This is a genomic window from Chryseobacterium sp. NFX27 (assembly GCF_049887855.1).
Classification (GTDB): Bacteria; Bacteroidota; Bacteroidia; order Flavobacteriales; family Weeksellaceae; genus Chryseobacterium.
In genome coordinates, this window is the sequence record NZ_JAGEKK010000003.1 from 14,359 (window position 1) to 38,239 (window position 23,881).

Genomic DNA, 23,881 nt, shown 5'->3' on the forward strand with positions numbered 1-23,881 from the left:
TTCCTTTAGGTAATTTTGTACCAACGATATGATGCTTACAGACTATACGATATTAAAGAAGATAAAATCAGGTGACCGTCCTGCATTCATGCTGCTCTATGAGCGGTACTGGGACAGTCTTTACCGTTTTGTTTTCATGAGGACGAGAGACAAAGAGATGTCTGAAGAACTGCTGCAGAACCTTTGGATAAAGATCCTGGAAGATACGGCCTCTATACAGACCGACGACACGGAAAGTGCAAAAGGCTACCTGCTGCGTTATCTTCATTACCGGATTATTGATCATTATAACAGCTCTAAAAAGATACCGTCTACCATTAGTATTGATGAATATGATCCTACCGGCGAAATGAATATATCGGATACGGAATATTTTGAAATTCTTGAAGAAAATGAGATCTCTGCTTTATTATCTATGATTGATGAGGTGGTTTCTCAGCTTCCCACGACGGAGCAAAGCGTGTATGATATGAGAATCAGAAGAAATATGTCTGTTGATGAAACTGCAGAAGCTCTGGGCATCAGCCATAAGACGGTAAGTAATAAATTAAGTAAAGCCTTGGGGGAAATAAGGGAACAGCTGAACCCGGAATACCAGTCTTCTAAAAAACTGGTATCTATCCTGATGCTGATGGAAATTCTGACGAAGTACTAAAGACTACGGTTATTCATAAACTACGTAATTTACTTTATCCACTCCTGTATTCCCAGATTTCTCGTGGTAGGCATATAAGGTAAGTTCGTAATTTCCGGGGATATTCAGCATATCAGTTCCTTCAAACAGGTTGGTAGAGATGAGTGATAAGGTAACCTCTTTGATATATTTATCGTCTTTTTTAAGAATTCCTTTTACTTCAATTTCGTCGGAATTCCAGACACCTCCTTTTTCAATGACACATCCGCACATCATGACAATATTGGCCTGAAACTGAAAAGGTTTTCCTTTAATGGTATTTAAAGGAATGTACTGATGGGTCCTGGGTTTCAGGATGTCAATAATAAAACCGGGAACTTCCAGAATAATTCCGTCACCCAGAATATGTTTTCCGGGAATCAGCCATAGCTCTGTACTGATCGCAGCTTGTGCCTGTTTATTGTTCAGCGGAGAAATCATTTCAATGGTGATGAAAGTAGGTTCATGAATATCTATGGATGCAAGAAAACCAGCGGTCTGGGAGTCGGTGATGGAAGCTCCCCTTGCTTTAGCTACTTTCATAATCAGATCTGTATTTCCTGTACTTCCGGTTGTATTCCCTTCTGCCAGGATCTGCCGGTTTACTTTATTCCGCACAATAATATGGGCGCCTCCCAGAGAACTTCCTATAAATTTGGCGTCTCTTGCTTTTGCCCTGATCATAATCTTGGTCTCTGCTGCAGAAAGAGTCAGGCTGGAGAAAAGAAGTGTTGCAATAAAAATGAGTGCTTTCATACGATATTTGTTTTTAAGTATTCGTTTTTAAACCTGTCGTGAAAAGATTCGTTTTTAAGACGTGAATCTATACCGTCCAGATAGGTAAAAATTGCCAGATCATCGGAAAGAACCTGTAAGATAGCTTTCTCACAGCTGTCCCACACCTTCTCTAGCTGTGGAAGCATTTTAACTGCTTTTTCTGTAAGCGAGACCATCTGTTTCCGTTTGTCTGTAAGGTCTTTTTTAATAACCAGATAGCCTTTATCTGCCATTTTTTTTACAATAACGACTACTGAAGGATGGGCGTATCCTAAAGGCTCTGCAATATCTATAATGGACATTTCTTTATTTTTTTGAAGCAGCATAAAAACAAGATACCAGTTAGGTTCTACATCTATTTTCTGCTCTTTATAAAATTTCCTGACATCATGGGACATCCGGTCGCTTATTCTTTTTAATCTGCTGTCCAGTGCTTTATATCCTAATTCTTTAATAAAATCCTGATTCATTTCCTGATGATTTAAATACAAATATATAAATTATAAAGGGAACTATATAGTTAACTTTATAATTATTTCAAATGAATGGTGATTAAAAAGGGAAAGAGTAATTTTTGAAGTCAAAAGGAGATCCTGATCAAAAATCAAGATAATCTGGCTATATTTTAGTGATCAGGTTTATTTAAAATACTCTTTCTGTATTCTTTAGGCGTCATATTTCTGTGCTTCTTGAAAAGTTTTGAAAGATGGCTTTCATCACTGAACTGAAGTTCGTACGCAATTTCACTTAACCGGACACTGCTGTATTTTAAATAGGTTTCCACCAGCCGTAAGCGATAATCCAGCAGATAATCCTGGTAAGAAACACCCGTATGCTGTTTGAAGTATTCTCCAAAATAATTCCTGGAAATCCCAAAATGATCCGCTATTACCTGAATCCTGGTTTTATCTTTATCTTTTATATGCTCCTGGATATAGGTGATGATCTTCATGATAGAAAAAGCGGTTCTGTTCTGCGGCAGATCGGAGGTTTCGCTTTCGATGATATTCCGTGCAATAAGATTCAGTAAAATGGAAATACAGTTCCGGATAATCAGGTAATCATCGGTTTTATTTTTATATTCTTTCGCAATCTGTAGGATAAGGGTTTCAGCAAAACATTCATCATCTTTATTACGGAATACACATCCTGCCCTCGCATGAAAATTATTACTGATATATTGCAGTTTGTAAAGGTTTTCGCAGCTCTCTATACGGTCAGCTTCCAGCCTTATTTTATCAATGAATTCAATCGGGCATTCTATAACGATCAATTGCGCATCACTGCTTTCAAAATGGTACAGCTGATGTTGGGGGATAATAAAAAGCTTCGATTCTCCGAATGTAATAGTACGTTCGTCATAGGTGAGTGTTCCGCGCCCCTTCAAAACATAAACCAGCGAAAGAAAAGCTTTTGTTTTAAGAACCAGTCCTTTGCAAACCCGGATTTCCTTTACATCAATGCGTTCAATCTGTAACATTTTCATACCTGAGTACTTATTTTTCCTCCAAAAGTACAATTTTACAGGTACAATCAGAGGCTAATTTTGCAGAAAAAATATGAATATCTATCCCAAACGATGGCAGGCACTGGCCTATCTTACAGCAGGGGCTTTTCTATCACCACTTGATTATTTTATAGTCAATATGGCACTTCCCTCCATTAAAAAGGCTTTTGCTGCCAGCGATCATCAACTCCAGATGGTAGTTGCTATTTACGGTCTGACTTATGCTGCACTTGTGGTTTGTGGAGGACGTCTGGGAGATCTATATGGGAGGAAGAAAATATTTTCCCTGGGATTGTACCTTTTTTTACTTTCTTCTCTTGCCTGTGCTTTCTCTCCGAACATTACATTTCTTATTATTTCCCGGATGTTTCAGGGAGTTGGAGCTTCTTTTCTGGCTCCGCAGGTTTTAGCATCTATAAGGGTTTTGTTCAACAGCAGTGAGCAACCTAAAGCGGTAAGTATATTCAGTTCTGTATTCGGACTGGCTTCTGTTGCAGGGCAATTGTTAGGTGGTTTTCTTCTTAATCTGCACTGGGCAGCATTTTCATGGGAAACGGTATTTCTAGTCAATGTTCCGGTTACGCTGCTTTGTATCATAGGGATTCATTATACCATGGATAATAACCGGGAAGAAAAGAGACAGCCTATTGATTTTACCGGAGCATTATTATTAATCACCTCCTTATTAATGCTCATATGTCCTATTATTTTCGGGCGGAAATACCATTGGGCATGGTGGATCTTTGCGCTTTTACTGACCGGACTTTTTCTGCTTACTGTTTTTTACAGATATGAAATCAAAGCCATGCAAAAAAACAAACCTGTACTGATAAATCCTGATCTTTTGCAGCACCAGCCCTTTGTTTTATGTCTGTCTATTATTTTCTTTTATAATTTCACATCAGGTCTGTTTATCTGTTATCCATATTATCTACAGCAGTTTCTGAACCGGAACCCGGTAGAGACGGGGCTTGCCATTATTCCTTATGGACTGGCTTTCTTTATTGGGCCATTACTTATTTCGAGAATAAAACATTCTTCACATACGATGATCTATATTGGTTTGGGGCTCCTGATTTCAGGGTTCTCAATGGCTTCAATATTCATTTATCTTCAGGAAAAACCTTCGATAGAAATGGATATCAGCTTATTTTTGGCCGGGTTGGGTCATGGTATTATCATGCCTGTGATGATGCGGGAAGCTATTGCATTAATAGATAGAGAAAAGGCAGGTCAGGCCTCAGGGTTGATCAGTATCAGCATACAGATCGGCAGTGTAACCGGTGGTACCATTATCGGGACTGTATTTTTCAGTACCATTGAATCTCTGGGGTTCCCGAAAGCTTTTGCTTTGGCTGTTTTGATGATTGCACTCTTTCAGGTCGCAGGCGTTTTCATCAATAAGAAGCTCTTGAAGCATAATAAATTATAAAATGAGTAGACTTTAATCATTTTCAGTAACAAGAATTATATATTTAAACTTATGAATAACACAGAAAAAATCATTACAGAAATCAAGGAATTCCACAGAGATATTGAAGCGTGGTTCCATGGAAAAGAAGACAACAACGGGCTTTACAAAAAACTAATGTCCGGGTTTGATGCAGATTTTAAAATGGTCACCGGCAATGGTGATACAGTGACTTTAACTGCATTTTCAGAATGGCTTCCGGAAGCCTACGGTAAATTTCCGGAACGAAGCATCATTATTGAAAATATTGAGATTCAGACTACAGAAAACCATGGACTGGCTTCGTACGTTGAGATCCAGACCACCGGAGCTGTAGTGACGCGCAGGAAATCATCAGCGGTTTTTGTGATCGGGGAGAAAAAAGCATGCTGGCTTCATCTTATTGAGAAATGGATCTGATTGTTATGGAAGGATTCTTATTTAGGTTTTGGCTAAAGCCAAATGAATTAGAATTGAATATTTTGTAAGCGGGCTAAAGCCCGCTCCTATTGAATTTTAACAACAAGATCTTTTATCTTTTATCTTTTATCTTTTATCTTAAAATCACCCACTAATCTTATACACACACCGCTGTCCGCCGGAAAGAATATGGTTTACTCTTTCCACCTGATACTCTTTGCCGATCAGGTTCCGGAAGTTGGAAAGCTCTGCACGGCAGAATCCCTGACATTCGGTGGCGGCGGCACATATCGGGCAGTGATTTTCTATCAGGAAATAATCATTGCCTTCTTTGGTCCATTCTGCCATATAGCCTTCATCGCTTCGGGCCTTTACCAGTATTTCTAAACGATGTTCTAAGGATTCTGCTTTTACCAAAGCTTTTTCATAGCGTTCGTACGTATTTTTTTCTCTGTCGTTGATCAGCAGATCCAGTGCATTTTCACCCAACAGATTTTTTACAGACCTGAGGATCTGTACCGTTACATCGGCATGGGAATCGGGAAACTGCGACAATCCTTTTTCAGTAAGAATATAAAAGGTTGAGGGCCGTCCGACGCCTTCACTTTTTGCGACAGAACGGATCAGTCCTTCCCCTGCAAGATTCAGTAAATGCTTTCTTGCTCCCTCCTTGGTTATGGAGAGCTCTTCAGAGATCAAACGCGATGTGGCCTCGCCTCTCATCTTTAAAAACATCAGGATTCGGTCTGCTGCCGGCTTCTTCATTTTACAATATTTAGGTTGTTTTATTTTCGTACAACAAATATAGTCATTTTCTATAATCTTGAATTTTAAATGCCAATCCAATAATAATCAAACATTTAACTGAATACATAGCGAACAATAAAACAACAATAAAGTTGTTTTATTAAAATATATGATTACCTTTGAAATACATTAATTAAAAAAATAAAGCGATGAGTACATTTACATTACCTCAGCTTCCTTATGCTTACGATGCACTGGAACCATTTATAGATAAAGAAACAATGACCATTCATCATCAGCGCCACCATCAGGCTTATGTGGATAATCTGAATGCGGCATTGAAGGCATCAGAAGAAACCTCTGACGACCTGGATTCCATACTACAAAGAATCAGTGAATACAGCCCTGCAGTAAGAAATAACGGCGGCGGTCATTTCAACCACTCATTATTCTGGGAAATCCTTTCTCCACAGCCACAGTTAAATCCTGAAGGAAAGCTGGCAGAAGCTATCAGCTCTACTTTTGGGAGCCTTGAAAACCTTAAGGCTGAGATGAAAAAAGCAGGTCTTGGACAGTTTGGATCCGGATGGGTATGGCTGTTCGTAAAATTCAGTGGTTCACTGGCTGTGGCTTCTACTCCCAACCAGGATAACCCGATGATGGATATCCTACCGGTCAACAGAGGGTTTCCGATTCTAGGGATTGACGTATGGGAACATGCCTATTATTTAGCCTACCAGAATAAAAGAGCGGATTATCTGGATTCATTCTGGTCTGTTTTAAACTGGTCAGCCGTAGAAAAAAAATACGAAGAAGCTCTTTCAAAAATTAAATAACTAATTTTAATATTGATTACAAAATCAATTATGGATCAGAAAATTTTCATCAATAAAGCAGAAGCCTCCGGAATCATTGCCCTTGATCTTTCAGATTACAGACCCACTACAGAAATTGTGGAACTGGATATCAAAGATCACCTTTTCATGGGAATAATCGTGAAGGAGAAGGAATTTAAGGAGTCCATTGCTGCCGTAGACTTTTCTGTATACAATGAAAAAGCCGTAGGGATCATCTGCTCTACAGATGCTATTATTCCGCCGTGGGCATTTATGATGTTAATGGAAAAATTATCTCCTTATGCCATTTATGCAGATTTAAATGATGCAGGAACGGTTCTGCTGGATCTTTGGAAACGGCGTCTCATGTATGCTGACCTGAGATCCTATAAAAATCAGAAGGTTGTTGTCAGGGCAAAGGCAGACCACGATCCGTCACTGTATTTATTAGCAGCCGGGCTTCTGAAACCTCTGGTTAAGAGCCTGATGTATGGAGAAATAGGTCTTCCGAAAGTAATTTTTAAAAGCTAGAAAAACCATGAAAGCAATTATATTTAACGGCTCTTTAGAAAGAAGACCTGAATCGACTTCCGGACGGATTTCCCGATACTTTGCAGAAAGACTGGAGCCATCAGGTTTCCAGACGGAGATTTTTACACTGGCAGATTCAGGAGTTCCCCTTTTTGACACGACCCTTACTCAAACTCCTTTGGCTGTAGAACGCATGTCTCAGCTGTTTTTGGAGGCAGATATCCATTTCTGGTTAGCTCCGCTTTATCACGGGAGTATTCCGGGAGTCATGAAAAACTGCCTGGACTGGCTTGAAATCACGGCCAGTCATTATCAGCCTTATCTTACAGATAAAACGGTTGGGCTGGTGTGCTGGGCAGATGGTCTGCAGGCCATGCAGGGCATCAATACAATGGATGCGGTGGCAAAATCCCTGCGGGCATGGCCGATTCCTTTCAGCGTACCTATTATCAGATCAGCATTATTTGATCCGGAAGATCCGGCAAAAATATCTTCATTATATTCTGATAAATTCGACAAACTGATCGGCATTGCCACGACAAAAAGGATAGAAAGAATATAATAAAATTACAACCAATTGTTTTTCATTTAAGTTATGTTTAGACTGGGGATTTCCGAGATCAAAGGTCAGAAGAAATCCCTTTTTAAAACAAACTTGTCAATCAAAATATTATGGCTATTACAATAACCGATGACTGCATCAACTGCGGAGCCTGCGAACCTGAATGCCCTAATTCAGCGATCTATGAAGGCGCTATTGACTGGAGATGGCAGGATAAAACAAAACTTTCCGGAAGAGTAGTATTTCCGGATGGCACGGAAGCAGATGCAGCCGCTTACCAACAGGCTTATTCGGATGACGTTTATTATATTGTTCCGGGAAAATGTACAGAATGTAAGGGATTTCATGAGGAGCCACAGTGCAAAACAGTCTGCCCGGTAGATTGCTGTATAGATGATCCTGAGCACCGTGAAACCGATGACATTTTATTCAGCCGGCAGAAATTTCTTCATTCTTAAATGAGTGAACTTATATAAACCAATATAAAAGCGGGAAATATCCCGCTTTTATTTTATTATTTACCTCTGCTAAAGATACGTCACCAATTTACAAAGCCTTTATCTCATTATAAATTTTGTACGTGGAAGGAGTATCTATCCCTGATTCTTTTCCAAAATTCAAAACGGCGCCTCCCAATAATTCAAGTTCATTATTTTCTTTTCCGGAATTGACATCGAGCTGTAAAGAAGTTGGAGTTTCAAAAGGGAATGTAGCTGCTTTTTCAAATGTTTTCTGAATAATATCTTCATCCAGGGCAATCCTTTTTTCGTCAGCGATCATTTTTATTTCTTTCATGATCTCAGAAGCTTCAGCCCTCTGATTTTCATCTGTGCATACCATACCAATGGAAGAATTATGTTTAGCTGTCACCAATCCGAAACTGGCGATGAAAATATATTTCGTCCAGATATCTGCCAGAGAATTATCTTTAAAATCAAAATCGATTTTACTTTCTTTCAATACGTCCACGATCCAATCCACATCCGCAGAAAAATGCTCAGGATCTCTTCCTACAATCATTTTCCCTGCTTTTCCTTTATGCTCTACTATTCCTTTTTCTTTGATATGGGAAGCAACATAAATACAGGTCGGAAGAATAATATTACCGGGAATTATTTTTCTTATTCTTTCATAGATATCTGCTCCGTTCATCATTGGCAGCAATACGGTGTCCTGACTAATGACATCTTTCAGCTGCTGGCAAACATTTTCCAGATCATATTCTTTTACACAGATCAGGACAAGATCCGGATCTTTCACGTTACTGATATGCTCCCCGATAAAATCCGGGTATGTATGATCCACAGGATGCTCAGGAGAAAGAAGAACCAGGCCGTTTTCTTTTACTCTCCGGTAGGTTTCCCCTCTTGCTACAAAGCTTACTTTATAGCTTTTGGAGGTTTCATTTTCCTGGCTTATTTTAAAACCGAAATATCCGCCTACGCCGCCCAATCCAAGCACTGCAATATGTTTCTTGTTCATAAATTTATTTTTAACAAAGATGTATCCTAAATTCTAATATATCACTTGACAAATGAAAAGAAATTAGATTTCATATGCAAGATGAGACTTTTATTGATGTTAGAAAAGATCAATAGTTAATTTTGCTTTTCAAGTGAAATAGTAAATAATAAGGTCAAGATGCAAGACATCGGGCAACCCTATTTAAACAAGCAACTCAATACAATCATATACCCTAAAACCAAAACAACCCGTATTCCTAAACTCTAAAACCCAAAAACACTCCGACTCTCAAACCCGTAAGGCTTACATTTAATTGGGGATTTATTCATTATAATAAAGTGCTGCAGTAAGAATCAAAATTAAGCAAAATCCGGAAAAGTTCCTTTATCAATCGGTTTTATCAATAATCCAGATCGACATAATATGTGTAACAGCTGAAAAAAATTAAAGAGATTTGTAGCTTCAAATTATTCAACATTCCAAAAATTATTTATATTGAAAACTCAGCCCGTTATTGCCGTTCTGTTCCCAGGAGACATGGGAACTCAAATAGCAAAAGCACTTATAGAACAAAATTTTAAAGTCATTACCGCAGGAGAAGGAAGATCGGCACGGACATTACAGAATATAAAAGACTTGGGAATTATTGACACTCATTTTCTTCAGGATGCTGTTGATGAGGCTGATGTTATCCTTTCTCTTACCAGCCCGGAAGGAAGCCTGAAAATGGCGGAAAATATTATTTCCTGTCTGAAAAAAAGTTCAAACCGCCCTCTGTATGTAGATTTAAATTCCAATACTCCTGCCCTTGCCTCTTCTATTGAGAAGTTATTTTCGCTGGTCAGTATCCCATTTGTCAACGGTGCCGTAATGGGAGCCTCCAGGGATGTTCCTAATCATGCTGTTCTTGTAGTGAGCGGCATTTACAGACATCTGTTTATTAATCTGTTTGCTTCAGTTTTTAAAATAAAAGATGCCGGTGAAAAAACTGAGGCATCATCAGCTTATAAACTCTTATTTTCTATGGTGAATAAAGGAATGAATGCTTTGTTTTTTGAAACTATGACTGCGGCAGCTCATTTCGGAATCCTGGACGAGCTGAATGAAAGCCTTCAGGCGTTTCTTCCCGGTACCTATCAGGATCTCATGAAAACCACACCTACCTATCCTCAGCATATTGTGAGAAGAATCGATGAAATGAACGGTCTGGCAGAAATGCTGAAAGATGAAAACCTTCCTAATATTATCGCTTCCGGAACGGCCACAACCTTTGAAAGAGTATCAAAGTCCGGTATTTTTGAAAATGAAAAGCCTCAAGGAGTTGTGGAAACGCTCCAGAATTTTAAAAAATTGCTGTAAATATATATTTCACGAAGGCTAAAATTCTTCCCAGCCATCGTTTTGCGGATCGTATTTTGCGAATTCACCGGTATCGGTAAATTCAGATGCAGTCATTCCCACTTCAAAAATAGAACTTTCGCTAAGGCTTGCATTGAAATACAGGCCTCTTTTAGTAAGTAAAGCCATTCCAAAATCTTCATCCGGATGGTTGAAATGAGCTCCGGCATCATCTTCTTTTACCGGTTCATACTTATATCTTAGAAGACGTTCTTTTAATCCGGCAATCTGTTCCTCCGTTAAGGGAACAAGATTTTCTTCACGGTCAAAAAAGCTGTCGTCATCAGCTGCCTGTTCTTTTGCTTTTGTTTTAACACTGAATAACTGGATATTATAGCTCATGAGATCTGTTGATTATTAATTGCCCAATATAATACTTTTATAAGTATCTATCCGGTCTGTTTCTCTAAACATATTACAGAGAATCAGAAGTTCGTCTGTATTATACTCTTCTGCCTTTTCCTGCAGCCTTCGGGAAATATTTCCGGGTGTATCCACAATGATGTGATTCAGAATATCAGAGAATTCCTTTTCATCTTCACTTCCCATTATTCTCTGTTCAATTATTGCTGTTGGAAGTAGGGCTTCAGGCGCCTGAATATGCCTCGCCTGCAAAAACTGATACGCCATTCCGTAGGCATTGTATCTGGCCGTTTTTAAATCATCTGCAACAGATACAGCAACCGCTATCTGCAGCGACGGAGCTTTACCGTATTGATTTCTGCTAAATTCATTACAATAAATTTCAGTGCTTTCCATTCCCATATCGTTTCTCATAAAATCCGCATACGAATAGCCTACGCCATGTTGAGCCGCTTCCCTGGCAGATTGAATTCCGGAGCCGAGCCAAAGGATCTCCGGCAAATAAGCAGGATCTTTGGGCTGTGCAATAAGTCTGTCATAGATTCCTTTCTCTTCTTTAATGTAATGGATAACCTCTTCCAGCTTAGCTTCCTGGCTGGATAAAATAACAGGTCTGTGGTTATTCAGTGCAGACACGGCGTCCTTTAAACCTCCCGGAGCTTTGCCCAATCCCAGGATAAAACGTTCCGGAAACAGGCTTCCCAGCATTTTGGCCCATTCTGCAATCTTATAAGCAGAATAGTTCTTCATCATAATTCCTCCTGTTCCTACTTTGATACGCTGGGTCTTACTTAGTACAACAGCAGACAGAATTTCCGGACTTGAACTTCCATAAGCTTCCACACCGTGATGTTCGGAGTAGATCACACTGTGAAATCCTGATTTATCAGCAAACAGCGCCAGATCGATGCTGTTATTTAATGCCTGCATTGAACTTCCTCCTTCGATGGTTGGAGACTGATCCAGAATACCTAATTTTAACTTCATACCTGCCCTTACTTTAATGTAAAGCTAAAATAATTTCATGATTGAACATTATACTTTTGAAAATGAACATGAGTCCCTGAAATTTTTATAAAAATACCAAAAATTTAACGATCCGTTAAAAGCATACTTCCTGTTTATTGATAATTTTGAGCAGATTTAATTGGCTATGTTGTACATTTTAATGGTTGTCATCCTGCAGGCTGTAATTACGCTGACTGTATTACTCTGTCTTGCCAAGAACAGAAAGTCTTTTCATAATATGTTGTTGCTCTATATTGTGACCGTAGTGACGGATATGGGCTATGAATATTTCATCATCCAAAGATTCGGCTATGAATCTATTCTTTATGAAATACCGGGCAGTCTAAGAGTTTTTAAAGGTCTAATATTTCTGAACATCACTTTTTACCTGATTCATTTCAAACACCGGGACAAACTGAAATATCTGCTATACCCATTCTCTCTGATTGTTCTCATCCATACCTTTGGACTGTCAGCAAAACTATTTGGTTACCAGGAAGGAGATCTCATTATCAGCCTGTACTCAAAGTATTTTGCCAATTATTATGTTCACTATTGGATAGGAAGTCTGGTCATCTGTATTGTTTTGCTGTACTTGCATCAAAAAAAGATCGAAGACCATTTTATAAAAAAGTTCCGGCTGTTTTTAACTTTTGTATTATTGAGTGTGCTGACTTTTTGGGGTGGTTACAAATTAAGTCTGGATATTCTTCTGTTTCAAAAAATGTATAACCTTTCTTTTTTAATCCAGTTCGCCTGGATATTGTACGTTTATGTTTTAACGTACCACGAACAGCAGAAGAAAGAAGCGCTTATAATCCCTGAAGAGCCTCTTTTTAAGGAAAAATATCAATACAAGGATCTTTCTAAAATAGACTTTAAAAAAATAAAATCTTCCATAGAGGAATTTTATGACAAAAGTGTCATCTATCTAGATGAAGACTTTACCCTGGAGCAGCTTTCACAGTATTTATCTATTTCCAGAACCGATCTTACCATTACATTCAGTCAGTACCTGGCTTCCAATTTTCATGAATACACCAACCGCAACAGGGTTTTACAGTTCAAACTGATGCAGGAAAAAGAGCCCGGTTCCAATGTTACAGACCTCGCTTACCAATGCGGATTTAAATCGAAATCTACCTTTTACAAATATTTTAAAAAAGAATTCAACTGTTTGCCAACAGATCATATTTTATAACGTACAAATGCTATATTACGATTATTTAACAAACATAAATAACTGTAAATAAGCATTTTAAATAATTACCAAATATAAACAAGTCTGTTAAAATTTAAATGAACCGAATTTTTTCTCAGGGAAAACATCTTTGTGGAAAATTTATAAAATGCTACGAAGAAGATTTTTTTTAACCACTGCAGCAGTTTTTTTTCTGGGGTGCCTTGCGATGGCTCAAACCACAGTTCATGGTGTTGTAGTTGATCAGCAGGGGAACCTGCCTAACGCTTTAGTGTATATAGAAAATAAAGCTGAAAAAATAACGTCCAATACAGACGGATCTTTTATACTAAGTAATATTCCCGATGGAAATTACAGACTGATCGTTGAATATACAGGCTACGAAACTGTTTATTTTCCTTTTACAATTGCAAATAAGAAGGCGGTTGATCTTGGCTTAATCAGCGTAGGCGAAAAAAAGACACAAGAGAATGCCATTCAGGAAGTAGTAGTCACCAGTGTTTACAAAGCGTCACAGGCCCGGGCTATTACTATGAAGAAAAACTCCAATACCATTACGGAAGTTCTGAGTGCAGATGCTATCGGTAAATTACCGGACCGTAATGCCGCAGATGCCGTTCAGCGTATGCAGGGAGTATCCATTGAAAGGGATATGGGAGAAGGACGTTTTGTAGCCGTAAGAGGTACACCAGTCCAATGGACCTCTTCCACATTAAATGGCAGCAGAATGCCCAGTGCCAGTGGTGACAATGCCAACAGAGGAGTCCAGATGGATATATTCCCTTCGGAGCTTATACAAAGCGTACGTTTGTCGAAAGCACTGACTCCTGATCTTGATGGCGACGCTATCGGCGGAAATGTGGATTTCATTACAAAAACATCTCCCAACAAGGAAACATTGGCCATCAGTACTGCTACCGGATATGTAAATATGTCTAAATCCCCAACGTTTAACTCTTCTATCGTTTATGGAAATAAAATTACAGAAAAGCTGAAATTCATTTCTTCTGCGGTGATATGGCAACGGTCAAGTGCCATAGACCAAATGAGGAATATTTTCAATTATGGTTTAGCAGATCAAACGGCATCCTACTCCATTAATCAATTACAGCTTCGGGATTATCTGGCGGACAGAAGAACTTTGGGGTTCAATTATGCAATGGATTATGACATCAACAGTAAAAACAAATTGTATTTCAAGGGACTGTACAGTCAGTATAAAGACGGACAGTCTGTGCGGGAAACCTATTTTAATTTTGACTCTAAGAGTGTAACACTTCAGGCAAGACATGCCGATTATCTTACGGATTTGTATTCCATGCAGTTGGGTGGGAATCATCAGGTGGGCCAGCGTTTAGAAATAGACTGGTCTTTGTCTAAGGCCAGATCAAGTTTTAAATTTAATTCTCCGGAAAATTTAGACGACCATGACAGAGGCTACCCGATCATTAATTTTGTGCAGCCTATGACCTATGGAAATCTGGCCTCCGATGGCAGAAAATACTTTGCCATGGATGCTCCCGGCGGAACGGGTGATCCTATAGACTTTACCTTACCTCATAATCAGAGCCCGGTTTCTGCCAGCCAGCTAAAACTAAACCAGGTGATCCTCAGCCAGAACCGAAACAGCGAAACGGATCTTAGGGGCCAGATGGATCTGAAATATACCGTTTCAGAGAACTTTAAACTTCAATTCGGAACAAAATTCAATAATAAAGAAAAAGTAGTCGATGCCGCTGTATTGGTCTGGATGCCGAAATCAGCACTGGGAATCCCGGGATCTCCGGTAAGTTATATGAGCCAGTTTGAACAAATCCCTTTTCCTTTTAAAGGAGGTTTTATGAATTCTCTCGGCCATCCTTATCAGTCAGTTATGATCAACCCAATAACTAACGGACAGATCGATCAATTTTATAATTCCTATACTCAAAATAATCTGGGACTACAGCAGGTAAGCGGAAAGAACAGCAATTCCAATATGACCAGTTCCTACAGAGGAACAGAAAATGTTTGGGCAACCTATGTAATGGGTACATGGCGTATCAATGAGAACTTTCAGCTGGTAGGCGGTGTAAGAAATGAATACAATGATATTTCCTTCTATGGCAAGAAAGTAGTTTCCGATAAGACCGGAACTGTGGCAGAAGATATTAAAGACGGGAAAAAGTATAACATATTTCTGCCTATGATCAATATGAAATGGAAACTGACCAAAGACCGAATACTGAGAGCTGCATACACCAGATCTTTTGCCAGACCTGATTTTAATGACCTCAATCCTGGGACCATTGTCAATGATCTGTCCAATACGGTCGTCCAGGGAAATACCCAGCTGAACCCTACTTTTTCCAATAATTTCGATCTGATGTTTGAAAACTATTTCGGAAAACTGGATCTTGTCACTGCCGGAGCTTTTTATAAGGACATTACCGATCTCATCTACAAAGACCAATCTATTCTTAATATCAATGGACTTCCGTACACCTTTAGCACTCCTAAAAATTTAGAAGGGGCAAAACTCTATGGCTTCGAAATCGGAATCTCCAAACGGTTTGAAAGGCTCCCCGGATTTCTGAAACACCTTGGTTTTGAAGGAAATTACACCTATATCAATTCTGAAATGAAAATGCCCGTCTATGAAAGCGGAAAACAGACCGGAACAATGAAGACAAGCATTCCCAATCAGGCCAGGCATATTTTTAATACCATATTATTTTTCGAAACCAGTAAGCTCATGCTCCGCTTGGCTGGAAATTATAAGGGAGATTACGTCAGCGAAATAAGAACGGCTGCCGGTCCCGGTCATTATCAGCATTTTGATAAAAACTTTACAGTAGACGCCTCTACGTCGTACAGCATCAATAAAAATATCAGACTGTTTGTAGAACTAAATAATATTTTTAACGAGCCCAACCGGTATTATATGGGAGAAAAATCCAGAGTTGAAAACCTCTCTTATTCCGGAATAAGAGGTCAGCTTGGTGTTAACTTCAATTTTTAATCTTATAAAATTATCCACTTTATGAAAAAGTATATGTACACTGCTGCAGTCGCTGCAGCCTCGATGTTCCATGCCCAGGAAAAATGTAAAGACATCAGAATTAATCAGATACAGGTGCTGGGAACTCATAATTCCTATGCAGAACCTGTAGATCCCAAAGTTTTAGATCTGGCAGCTCCTGTTATCAAGAATCTGATGGCAAAATACGATTCCGGAATGTCCTCCGAGCAGAAAGCTAAATTCCAGGAATACCATCCTAACGGAATGGATTTTACAGAGGCCCTCAATTATAATCACCCCGGATTAACAGAGCAGCTTAATGCCAACCTCCGCGGCCTTGAGCTGGATGTTTACTATGATCCGGACGGCAACCGCTTTAGTCATCCGGCATCTTACCGCATTTTAAAGGAGAAAGGCGTAAAAGATCTGGCACCGCACAATACCAGAAACCTGGACCAACCCGGCTTTAAACTTCTGCACATGGCCGATATTGATTTCAGGTCGCATTATCCAACGTTAAAAGATGCTCTCAAAGAACTGAAACAATGGTCGGATCAGCATCCTCAGCATACCACCCTATTTATTATGGTGGAAGCCAAGGACTCCGGATTTCCCATTTTTCCTCATTCCACCCAGGTTTTACCTTTTACCCAAAAAGCTTACGATGATCTGGATCAGGAAATTTTACAGTATCTGGGAAAAGATAAAATCATTACTCCAAAAGAAGTACAGGGCAAATTCCCTACCCTTCAGCAGGCTGTCGTACACCATAACTGGCCAAAAGCAGAAGACAGCAGAGGAAAATTCATCTTCATGCTGTTACCGGGAAGCGCAGGAACTCAGTCTACTAAAAATAGCCCTTATCTTATTGACGGTTCTCTGGAAAAAAGAGTGATGTTCATGGAAAGTGAGCCGGAGGACAGTTTTGCAGCCTTTATTTTAAAAGATAATGCAATCGTCCGACAGCAGGAAATTCAGAGCCTGGTGAAACAGGGGTTTATGGTACGGACAAGGGCTGATATTGAAACGTATGAAGCCAAGATCAATGACCTTACCCGCTCAAAAGCAGCCTTCAGCAGCGGTGCACAGGTTGTTTCTACAGATTTTTTCCGGCCCGGAAATATTTATGGAACTTCCTATTTTGTAAAACCTCCTCAGGACAAAGATTATATACTGAATCCTATTAATACAAATTGTCATTAAACCCTGTGAAGCAGCCTCAAATATAATTTTTGGGGCTGTTTTATCTTTCATGATGCATAAGCAAAGCTGTTACATCTGACCTTTTCGCTGTATCTTCAGGATAAGGGAAATTTTAATTAAAATTGGTCATCCTAAGGAATTTCTGAGATTCCTTTACAATTTTTTGTAATTTTCTATTTTGAAATAACAGAAGTACATTTCTATGGATCACAAATTCTACTGTAAATTTATTAAGCCGGATCCGTTGCTGGACAGCTTTGTAGAAAATATAGGGATGTTTCATAATCCGGGGGATGAAGCAAAAGATGTTGTTATACTGCCTGATGGAAGGGTTGATTTATTTTTTATGAGATCCGGATCAGGTCCTTTCAGGGTTTTTCTTATCGGATTGGAGACCGAACCGGAACAAAGAAGCATTCCTCCTGACACCATCGCTTTTGCCGTCAGTTTCCGGCCGCTTGCCGTAGAATATATCCTTCATACTTCTATTGCAGTCCTGCTCAACAGTGGCAAAAATCTTTCTGATGATTTCTGGAATCTGAATGAACAGGACCTTAAAAGTCTTGAGATATTTACTGAAAAGATAACAGAAAAAATAAGAAAACTGTTACCTGCGTCCGTAGATGAAAGAAAACTGAATCTTTTTAAACTCATTTATGTATCAAATGGAGAGATGAGCGTGAAAGAACTTTCGGAAAAAACAGGCTGGAGCAGCAGACAGATCAACCGTTATTTTAATCAGCAGTTTGGACTTTCTTTAAAAGCCTATTGCAATATCCTGCGTTTCAGAGCCTCTTTAGGACATATCGCGGAAGGCAAGCTGTTTCCGGAACTGAATTTTACGGATCAGACCCATTTCATCAAAGAAATCAAAAAATTTTCCGGCGTACCTCCAAAAGAATTATCCAAAAACAAAAATGACCGATTTATACTATTATCCGTATTGAAACAAAAATAATTTTGCATCAGTAAAATTTAAAATTACAATACAATGTTAATAGAAAATAAATCAATAGCCATAGTAGGTGCCGGTCCGGGAGGATTGACGCTGGCAAGACTTTTACAGCTTAAAAATGCTGATGTTAAGGTATATGAAAGGGACTTTAATAAAAATGCCAGGGTTCAGGGTTCCCCGCTGGACATGCATGAAGGATCGGGAATGGCTGCCATTCGAGGTGCTGGCCTTCTGGATGAATTTAAAAAAAATTACCGCCCCGGAGCAGACAGAATGCTGATTGTAAATGAACACGCAGAAATAATATTCAACGACCACGAAATAAAGCCTGATGAGGATTTCGGGAACGCAGATTTCCGCCCGGAAATAGACCGCGGCCCGTTAAGAAATATGCTTCTGGAATCTCTAAAACCTGAAACAGTAATCTGGGACTGCCATTTTATTGCTATGGAACCTCAAAATGGAGGCTGGCAGCTGCACTTCAAGAACGGCTTTTCTGCCTATGCAGATATTGTCATTGCTGCTGACGGAGCCAATTCTAAGATCCGTCCTTATCTTACAGATCTGAAACCGATGTATTCGGGGATTTTAATGCTTGAAGGCAATATATATCATGCAGAAAAAACTGCTCCGCATATTAAAAAGCTGATAAAAGACGGTAAAATAATGGCTTTTGGAAACAATAAAAATCTGCTTATGGGCCAAAAAGGGAGTGGTGATCTTGGATTTTATGCAAGTTTCAGAACAAAGGAGAACTGGGCTAAGGAAAGCGGTCTTGATTTTTCTGATCAAAAGCAGATGCTGCAGTGGTTCAAAAAAGAATATGCTGAGTGGGACAGTATCTGGTACGAGCTTTTTGAAAACGCCTCTGTCCCTTTTATTCCCCGTCCGATATATTCTATGCCTCTGGATCAGTCATGGGAAACGAAACCCAATCTCACACTGCTTGGAGATGCTGCTCATGTGATGCCGCCGTTTGCCGGAGAAGGGGCCAATATGGCGATGCTGGATGCTTTGGAGCTGAGTGAGTGCCTGACTTCGGATCATTTCACTACTCTCGGGGAAGCCATTAGCCATTATGAAATTCAGATGCGCCAAAGAGCTGCTGAAGCCACGAAAGAATCCCTGGAAAACGGTGATAAGATGCATTCCGAAAAGGCACTGGATGACATGCTGGAATTTTTCAGCAGCCATTGAAACTAAAAAAAATAAATCAATTTTTCCGGACTTTTCTAAAGATTAGAGACTTCCAGCTCATCGAAGTCTTTAATCTCGGAAAGAGTCATCAGTTTTGTTGTTTTTAATTTTCTCCAGATATCTTCAAATACTTCATCTCCACTTTCAGCACCTTCATTCACATTTGTTCTGTCAAGCTGCTTTCCGGTTAGAAAATTAATGCTGGTTGTACTGTTCACCCTCGGTCCGGTGTTGGAGCTTTCATCATAGCCAATCAGTTCAAAATCTGACTGTCCGTATCTAAAGGTATAGGTCCGGTAGCCATATCTGCCATGAGCATAATGAATATATAGCTTATCCTTTTCGGCATAAACATCCAGCTCAGGGGCATAATAAACGCCTCCGTCCTCGTTTTCTGAAGAGAAGCAGGTTTCATTTTTGGCAGCCAGTTCGTATCCTTCATTTTTCTTGAAGAGAATGATGAGACCACGGCGGTTTCGGTCCAGTTTTCCACGGGATTCATCGGTAATGATCTTGTCTGGATCTGTTTTTTTGATGATAAGAATACAGTCCTCTGCCCCATCTTTATTTAAATCGCCGAACGATTTTTTGAACACTTTATAACCTTCCGGGATAAAATCAGAAGGGTCTTTTTTAGTTTCAGTTATCGGTTCAGTCTTTTCAGACACGTTGGCTGATGCGGTGCTGACAGAATTCTTTTCAGGAGATTCAGGCTTTTTGTCTTCTTTGGAACATCCGGCAATTATAAAAAGTGGAAGGAAAAACAACCATTTAAAATTCAGTGCACCGTTTATATTTCTCATGAGAATGATATGTTAGAACTCAAATGTAAGAAATTCTTCTATTATTTTCTATGATGTTATTTTTTTAACATTTTAATGAATAAGTATGTATTAATCAATTGATTATTTGTTCATTATTCAAAAGCAGCTATTGAGTAACGTTGATCATGGCCCGGGTAATCTGATCTTCTTTTTCTTTGGAATAGGTAGAATCGAAAGGTTCCATCACATCAAATAAATACTGGTAGAAAGGCGTGATTTTCTGCACGTTTTCAGATTCTTTCATTGCCTTTTCTTTACCCATCTGCTGAAGCTCTTTGATGAAAACATTGAATTTTTTATCAATTGGCTCTATAGATTTTACAAGGTAAGCATAAGCTTTTTCATTCTGCCCCATCTTTTTGTAAGCATCTGTAACAGCGGCTACTACAAGAGAATATTCCATAGGTTTTACTCTCATCTGCCTGGCTGACTGCCTTTGGAATGCCGGGGAAAGACTCAGATAGTAATCGTATTCTTCAAAGATCTCCTTTTTCAGAAGTTCTGCCAGCTGCAGCCCTTTTTTCTCCTGCCCTGCAATAATATATCCGGTTACCATAGCGCTTAATGAACGCGGATCGTTGTATTTCTCAGCAGGAATTTCTTTTGAAGCAAGATCCAGTAATTCTACGGCCTGAGCTTTCTTTCCGCTTAATGCCAGTGCTGAAGCGGCTCTGCCGGCAGTCATTCTATAACCTATAATGTTTGAAGTTGCAGCTTCATCATAATGAATACTCTGGTCTTTAAAATTTCCCCATCTGAAGTTTTTTACAACGTTATAAAGGGAATTGGCATCTACCCTTCCCATATCTCCATCTGCGTTCGGAGCGGTATGGATAGGCACTAATTTATAGCTGAACCCTTCAAACTGAAGATATTCGTCAAGATAAAAGATGTTTTCACTATCATAAATTCCTCCTGATGAGAAGTTGATTGGACGTTTCCAGTCGAAGTTCGCCAGCATATCCAACATCATCAGGTTGTTTTTATAAAGTGTGTTTCCTTTATAAGTGATCATGATCTGGTTCACAACATCCGGAAGATCTGCCTTGGTGATGATTCCCGCTTTTAAAGCATTTTCTTTATTGACAGGAAGAATGAATTTGTTCACCGGAAGAATATTGTATTTCTCAAATTTTTCTTCCCCAAAATACATTTTCAGAAGCTCATCTTTTTCAGGAGATTTAAACTTCAGAAAGCTAATTGCCTCCTTAAGGGTTAGTGAATCCTGTGTAAGATATTTTCTGAAAGCTCCAAACTGAGTATCAGGAACTCCCTGCTCTTTCAGCATAGAGAAAACTCCTTCCCAGTCTTCTTTTTTCATCATATAGATCTGGTCGTTTACTCCATCTTTATAATCTTCATGATTTAATTGGGTGGGAATTCCAGCTGCATTGTAGGTTTTTCTCCTTACCTGATCAATATACCAGGGAGTCGCCAACAGTGTAAAATTTACGGTTTTTACATCATCACGGAACTGTTCTGTTTCCTGGATAGCCCATACCGGAAAGGTGTCGTTATCTCCGTAAATAAAAATGATATCATCTTTAGACAGTGATTTCAGGAATGAATAGGCATAGTCGCGCGCCGCCGATTTTTTGCTGCGGTCATGCGGAATATAATTCTGGAAGCCCATCATAAAAGGGACGCCTAATAAAACTACTCCTAAAGCAATGTTGGCTCCGTTTGATTTTATCTTAGACTGGATAAACCATAAAATAGCTCCGGCACCAAGCCCGATCCAGATTGCAAAGGCATAGAAGGAACCTACCATCGCATAATCTCTTTCTCTTACTTCAAAAGGTTTTACACCGGTATAGAAAATAATGCCGACACTGGTTAAAATAAATAATGAAAGCAGTGCATAAAATCTTCCAAAGTCTCTGTTCAGCTGGAAAAAGAAACCAATCAATCCTAAGATTAAAGGTAAAAAGAAGAATTTAACCGTACTTTCATTCTTGAATTTAGCAGGCATCTTATCCTGGTTTCCAAGCAGGGCATTATCGATAAAAGGAATTCCGGAGATCCAGTTTCCTTTGGTGTTTTCCATATTTCCTTCAAGGTCGTTCTGTCTTCCCACGAAGTTCCACATCAGGTATCTTACAAAGTAATAGCCATTCTGGAAGGTAATGAAATAATCCATATTCTGAGCCAGTGAGGGCTTCTGAACATTGATCAGGTTGTAGGGTTTCACTTTCAGATAATCTGCTGCCGTAATGGATTTGTCTTCATATTTCGCTCTCAGCTCGTCAAAGATCTGCTTGGCCTGTGGATTGTCGGCCACATCTTCATTGGCGTAATTGAAGGTAAAATCCGGAGCTCCGTACATGGAAATATAGTTTGCCATGACATCTTTATCTTCATTAAACATTCTCGGCATTAAGCTGATCTGGGATTTGCTGAATGTATAATTGAAACGGTCTCCTGTTTTTCTGTAGGTTCCGGTTTTTTCATCCTTTTCGTAAATCTCGCCGGTTTTTTTGGTCTTGAAGCTGCCGTCTTCATTTTTCTCAATTCCGTTGGCATCAAGAAAGGCGGTATAGTTCTGACCGTAAATGGTAGGCCAGTCACCGTACTGCTCTCTGTTGTAATAATCCAGCATTCCAATGGCGGTATCCGGATCGTTAAGGTTCATCGGTGGATTCGCATTCGCTCTGATGGGAATAACCATCCAGCATGAGAAACCAATGATCATAAAGACCACTGACAAAGCAGCAGTCTGATATATATTTTTCTTAGCTCTTCTTGCATATTTAATGATAAAATAACAAGCTGCCGTCATTAAAATAAAGGCTACTATCGTTCCTGAGTGGAAAGGAAGTCCAAGTCCGTTCACAAAGAATATTTCCAGTCTTCCGAACATGGTCATGATCAATGGGAAGATAATTTTGAAAACAATAATCAGAATTCCCAGGGTGATCACATTGGCCCAGATAAAGTTTTTCCAGGTGAATTTGTAATTTCTTGCATAATATACCAGGCAAACGGCCGGTACAGCAAGCATCCCCATCATGTGTACGCCTACAGAAAGTCCTAATACAAAGAAAATAAGGATGATCCATCTTTCGCTGTCTTTCGCAAGGTAGTCGTTTTCCCATTTGGTGATCAGCCATACCAGCAGAGCAATAAATAGGGAAGCCATGGAATATACTTCTCCTTCTACCGCAGAAAACCAGAAAGTATCTGAAAAGGTAAAGCATAAAGCACCTACAGCACCTGCAAAAAGAATGGAAATTTCCTGGTGTTTTGTAATTTCTTCAAAATCCTTGTTCAACAGCCGTCTTACAAAATGGGTAATCGTCCAGAATAAAAATAAAATCGTCAATGCACTGAACAACGCAGACATCGCATTGATCACGATTGAATAATTTTCACCTTTCCCTAAAGCAAAAATGGCTGCCACGGCACCCACAATCTGGAATAAAGCAGCCCCGGGAGCATGCGTTACTTCAAGTTTTACAGCTGAGGAAATGTACTCACCGCAGTCCCAGAAACTCAGGGAATGTTCCATGGTGGAGAAATACGTAATCAGAGCAATACCAAAAATACCCCATCCTAAGACAGTGTTCCATTTTTTAAAAGACCAGTTCTTCATAAACTATGTGGTTTCAATACATAGTAAGACAACCCGGATTGGGGAATTATTACATAGTCATTAAAAATATAAACCCGAATCAGAAAAAATTAAGCCCCCAAAAGATGATTCTATTTCTGAATTTTCTATTTTTTAACAGTCTACTGTCAGTTGATGATCGGGAAAAAGCTTA

The 23,881-nt window shown here is 39.3% G+C and carries 22 protein-coding genes; 13 read left to right on the top strand and 9 right to left on the bottom strand.

All coding sequences use genetic code 11. The features are described from left to right. The first annotated feature begins 28 nt into the window (after positions 1 to 28). Positions 29 to 655, top strand: a complete 627-nt coding sequence (locus J4Q03_RS04355; protein ID WP_426046983.1) for an RNA polymerase sigma factor — start codon at positions 29 to 31, stop codon at positions 653 to 655. A gap of 9 nt (positions 656 to 664) precedes the next feature. On the opposite strand, the gene J4Q03_RS04360 is transcribed toward J4Q03_RS04355, so the two are convergent. The 3 genes from J4Q03_RS04360 to J4Q03_RS04370 form a co-directional block, all read right to left on the bottom strand. Then, entirely contained in the window at positions 665 to 1,429 is a 765-nt protein-coding gene (locus J4Q03_RS04360; RefSeq protein WP_426046984.1) for a hypothetical protein, read from the bottom strand. Then, complete coding sequence (locus J4Q03_RS04365; RefSeq protein ID WP_426046985.1) at positions 1,426 to 1,920, bottom strand: MarR family winged helix-turn-helix transcriptional regulator; 495 nt, start codon at positions 1,918 to 1,920, stop codon at positions 1,426 to 1,428. Before J4Q03_RS04365 ends, J4Q03_RS04360 begins: the two co-directional genes overlap by 4 nt. A 155-nt stretch (positions 1,921 to 2,075) precedes the next feature. Further along, on the bottom strand, positions 2,076 to 2,936 hold the full coding sequence (locus J4Q03_RS04370; RefSeq protein ID WP_426046986.1) for a helix-turn-helix domain-containing protein: 861 nt from the start codon (positions 2,934 to 2,936) through the stop codon (positions 2,076 to 2,078). Between the two features lie 73 nt (positions 2,937 to 3,009). On the opposite strand from J4Q03_RS04370, the gene J4Q03_RS04375 reads away from it, so the two are divergent. Further along, entirely contained in the window at positions 3,010 to 4,389 is a 1,380-nt protein-coding gene (locus tag J4Q03_RS04375) for an MFS transporter (protein ID WP_426046987.1), read from the top strand. Positions 4,390 to 4,440: 51 nt separating this feature from the next. Beyond that, complete coding sequence (locus J4Q03_RS04380; RefSeq protein WP_426046988.1) at positions 4,441 to 4,827, top strand: hypothetical protein; 387 nt, start codon at positions 4,441 to 4,443, stop codon at positions 4,825 to 4,827. 144 nt (positions 4,828 to 4,971) lie between these two features. On the opposite strand, the gene J4Q03_RS04385 is transcribed toward J4Q03_RS04380, so the two are convergent. Next, the gene (locus J4Q03_RS04385; RefSeq protein WP_426046989.1) at positions 4,972 to 5,592 is read right to left on the bottom strand and encodes a helix-turn-helix transcriptional regulator; all 621 of its coding nucleotides are present in this window, start codon (positions 5,590 to 5,592) and stop codon (positions 4,972 to 4,974) included. A gap of 191 nt (positions 5,593 to 5,783) precedes the next feature. On the opposite strand from J4Q03_RS04385, the gene J4Q03_RS04390 reads away from it, so the two are divergent. From J4Q03_RS04390 to J4Q03_RS04405, 4 genes are all read left to right on the top strand, one after another. Then, positions 5,784 to 6,410: a superoxide dismutase gene (locus J4Q03_RS04390; protein ID WP_426046990.1), complete on the top strand. Its 627-nt coding sequence runs from the start codon at positions 5,784 to 5,786 to the stop codon at positions 6,408 to 6,410. A gap of 30 nt (positions 6,411 to 6,440) precedes the next feature. Then, positions 6,441 to 6,941 carry a DUF2480 family protein gene (locus J4Q03_RS04395; protein ID WP_426046991.1) on the top strand — a complete coding sequence of 167 codons (501 nt, stop codon included), beginning with the start codon at positions 6,441 to 6,443 and terminating at the stop codon, positions 6,939 to 6,941. 7 nt (positions 6,942 to 6,948) lie between these two features. Next, complete coding sequence (locus tag J4Q03_RS04400; protein ID WP_426046992.1) at positions 6,949 to 7,503, top strand: NADPH-dependent FMN reductase; 555 nt, start codon at positions 6,949 to 6,951, stop codon at positions 7,501 to 7,503. 110 nt (positions 7,504 to 7,613) lie between these two features. After that, entirely contained in the window at positions 7,614 to 7,961 is a 348-nt protein-coding gene (locus tag J4Q03_RS04405) for a 4Fe-4S dicluster domain-containing protein (RefSeq protein WP_426046993.1), read from the top strand. Between the two features lie 88 nt (positions 7,962 to 8,049). Here J4Q03_RS04405 and J4Q03_RS04410 read toward each other — a convergent pair whose 3' ends face one another. Beyond that, on the bottom strand, positions 8,050 to 8,985 hold the full coding sequence (locus tag J4Q03_RS04410) for a ketopantoate reductase family protein (protein ID WP_426046994.1): 936 nt from the start codon (positions 8,983 to 8,985) through the stop codon (positions 8,050 to 8,052). Between the two features lie 477 nt (positions 8,986 to 9,462). On the opposite strand from J4Q03_RS04410, the gene J4Q03_RS04415 reads away from it, so the two are divergent. After that, positions 9,463 to 10,326, top strand: coding sequence for a DUF1932 domain-containing protein (locus tag J4Q03_RS04415; protein ID WP_426046995.1), 864 nt, complete (start codon positions 9,463 to 9,465; stop codon positions 10,324 to 10,326). Between the two features lie 18 nt (positions 10,327 to 10,344). On the opposite strand, the gene J4Q03_RS04420 is transcribed toward J4Q03_RS04415, so the two are convergent. Together J4Q03_RS04420 and J4Q03_RS04425 are read right to left on the bottom strand one after the other, a co-directional pair. Continuing rightward, on the bottom strand, positions 10,345 to 10,707 hold the full coding sequence (locus tag J4Q03_RS04420) for a hypothetical protein (RefSeq protein WP_426046996.1): 363 nt from the start codon (positions 10,705 to 10,707) through the stop codon (positions 10,345 to 10,347). 15 nt (positions 10,708 to 10,722) lie between these two features. Then, positions 10,723 to 11,715, bottom strand: coding sequence for an MsnO8 family LLM class oxidoreductase (locus tag J4Q03_RS04425; RefSeq protein WP_426046997.1), 993 nt, complete (start codon positions 11,713 to 11,715; stop codon positions 10,723 to 10,725). Positions 11,716 to 11,881: 166 nt separating this feature from the next. Between J4Q03_RS04425 and J4Q03_RS04430 the strand changes: the two genes are divergently transcribed. The 5 genes from J4Q03_RS04430 (at position 11,882) to J4Q03_RS04450 (ending at position 19,293) form a co-directional block, all read left to right on the top strand. Then, complete coding sequence (locus J4Q03_RS04430; protein WP_426046998.1) at positions 11,882 to 12,937, top strand: helix-turn-helix domain-containing protein; 1,056 nt, start codon at positions 11,882 to 11,884, stop codon at positions 12,935 to 12,937. A 148-nt stretch (positions 12,938 to 13,085) separates the two neighbouring features. Beyond that, entirely contained in the window at positions 13,086 to 15,938 is a 2,853-nt protein-coding gene (locus J4Q03_RS04435; RefSeq protein WP_426046999.1) for a TonB-dependent receptor, read from the top strand. A gap of 21 nt (positions 15,939 to 15,959) precedes the next feature. After that, complete coding sequence (locus tag J4Q03_RS04440) at positions 15,960 to 17,141, top strand: Ca2+-dependent phosphoinositide-specific phospholipase C (RefSeq protein WP_426047000.1); 1,182 nt, start codon at positions 15,960 to 15,962, stop codon at positions 17,139 to 17,141. Positions 17,142 to 17,343: 202 nt separating this feature from the next. Continuing rightward, positions 17,344 to 18,099 (top strand): helix-turn-helix domain-containing protein, encoded by a 756-nt coding sequence (locus J4Q03_RS04445; RefSeq protein WP_426047001.1) that lies wholly within the window; start codon positions 17,344 to 17,346, stop codon positions 18,097 to 18,099. A 33-nt stretch (positions 18,100 to 18,132) separates the two neighbouring features. Continuing rightward, entirely contained in the window at positions 18,133 to 19,293 is a 1,161-nt protein-coding gene (locus J4Q03_RS04450) for an FAD-dependent oxidoreductase (protein ID WP_426047002.1), read from the top strand. A gap of 35 nt (positions 19,294 to 19,328) precedes the next feature. Here J4Q03_RS04450 and J4Q03_RS04455 read toward each other — a convergent pair whose 3' ends face one another. Beyond that, complete coding sequence (locus J4Q03_RS04455) at positions 19,329 to 20,096, bottom strand: hypothetical protein (RefSeq protein WP_426047003.1); 768 nt, start codon at positions 20,094 to 20,096, stop codon at positions 19,329 to 19,331. 127 nt (positions 20,097 to 20,223) lie between these two features. After that, positions 20,224 to 23,709 (bottom strand): glycosyltransferase family 117 protein, encoded by a 3,486-nt coding sequence (locus J4Q03_RS04460; protein WP_426047004.1) that lies wholly within the window; start codon positions 23,707 to 23,709, stop codon positions 20,224 to 20,226. Positions 23,710 to 23,881 lie beyond the last annotated feature (172 nt).

Bases quoted from the DNA above. Each gene is read 5' to 3' on its own strand.
- J4Q03_RS04435 (WP_426046999.1), top strand. From the start codon at position 13,086: ATGCTACGAAGAAGATTTTTTTTAACCACTGCAGCAGTTTTTTTTCTG.
- J4Q03_RS04385 (WP_426046989.1), bottom strand. From the start codon at position 5,592: ATGAAGAAGCCGGCAGCAGACCGAATCCTGATGTTTTTAAAGATGAGA.
- J4Q03_RS04380 (WP_426046988.1), top strand. From the start codon at position 4,441: ATGAATAACACAGAAAAAATCATTACAGAAATCAAGGAATTCCACAGA.
- J4Q03_RS04455 (WP_426047003.1), bottom strand. From the start codon at position 20,096: ATGAGAAATATAAACGGTGCACTGAATTTTAAATGGTTGTTTTTCCTT.
- J4Q03_RS04400 (WP_426046992.1), top strand. From the start codon at position 6,949: ATGAAAGCAATTATATTTAACGGCTCTTTAGAAAGAAGACCTGAATCG.
- J4Q03_RS04375 (WP_426046987.1), top strand. From the start codon at position 3,010: ATGAATATCTATCCCAAACGATGGCAGGCACTGGCCTATCTTACAGCA.
- J4Q03_RS04440 (WP_426047000.1), top strand. From the start codon at position 15,960: ATGAAAAAGTATATGTACACTGCTGCAGTCGCTGCAGCCTCGATGTTC.
- J4Q03_RS04405 (WP_426046993.1), top strand. From the start codon at position 7,614: ATGGCTATTACAATAACCGATGACTGCATCAACTGCGGAGCCTGCGAA.
- J4Q03_RS04390 (WP_426046990.1), top strand. From the start codon at position 5,784: ATGAGTACATTTACATTACCTCAGCTTCCTTATGCTTACGATGCACTG.
- J4Q03_RS04365 (WP_426046985.1), bottom strand. From the start codon at position 1,920: ATGAATCAGGATTTTATTAAAGAATTAGGATATAAAGCACTGGACAGC.
- J4Q03_RS04410 (WP_426046994.1), bottom strand. From the start codon at position 8,985: ATGAACAAGAAACATATTGCAGTGCTTGGATTGGGCGGCGTAGGCGGA.
- J4Q03_RS04370 (WP_426046986.1), bottom strand. From the start codon at position 2,936: ATGAAAATGTTACAGATTGAACGCATTGATGTAAAGGAAATCCGGGTT.
- J4Q03_RS04395 (WP_426046991.1), top strand. From the start codon at position 6,441: ATGGATCAGAAAATTTTCATCAATAAAGCAGAAGCCTCCGGAATCATT.
- J4Q03_RS04460 (WP_426047004.1), bottom strand. From the start codon at position 23,709: ATGAAGAACTGGTCTTTTAAAAAATGGAACACTGTCTTAGGATGGGGT.
- J4Q03_RS04355 (WP_426046983.1), top strand. From the start codon at position 29: ATGATGCTTACAGACTATACGATATTAAAGAAGATAAAATCAGGTGAC.
- J4Q03_RS04425 (WP_426046997.1), bottom strand. From the start codon at position 11,715: ATGAAGTTAAAATTAGGTATTCTGGATCAGTCTCCAACCATCGAAGGA.
- J4Q03_RS04450 (WP_426047002.1), top strand. From the start codon at position 18,133: ATGTTAATAGAAAATAAATCAATAGCCATAGTAGGTGCCGGTCCGGGA.
- J4Q03_RS04420 (WP_426046996.1), bottom strand. From the start codon at position 10,707: ATGAGCTATAATATCCAGTTATTCAGTGTTAAAACAAAAGCAAAAGAA.
- J4Q03_RS04360 (WP_426046984.1), bottom strand. From the start codon at position 1,429: ATGAAAGCACTCATTTTTATTGCAACACTTCTTTTCTCCAGCCTGACT.
- J4Q03_RS04430 (WP_426046998.1), top strand. From the start codon at position 11,882: ATGTTGTACATTTTAATGGTTGTCATCCTGCAGGCTGTAATTACGCTG.
- J4Q03_RS04445 (WP_426047001.1), top strand. From the start codon at position 17,344: ATGGATCACAAATTCTACTGTAAATTTATTAAGCCGGATCCGTTGCTG.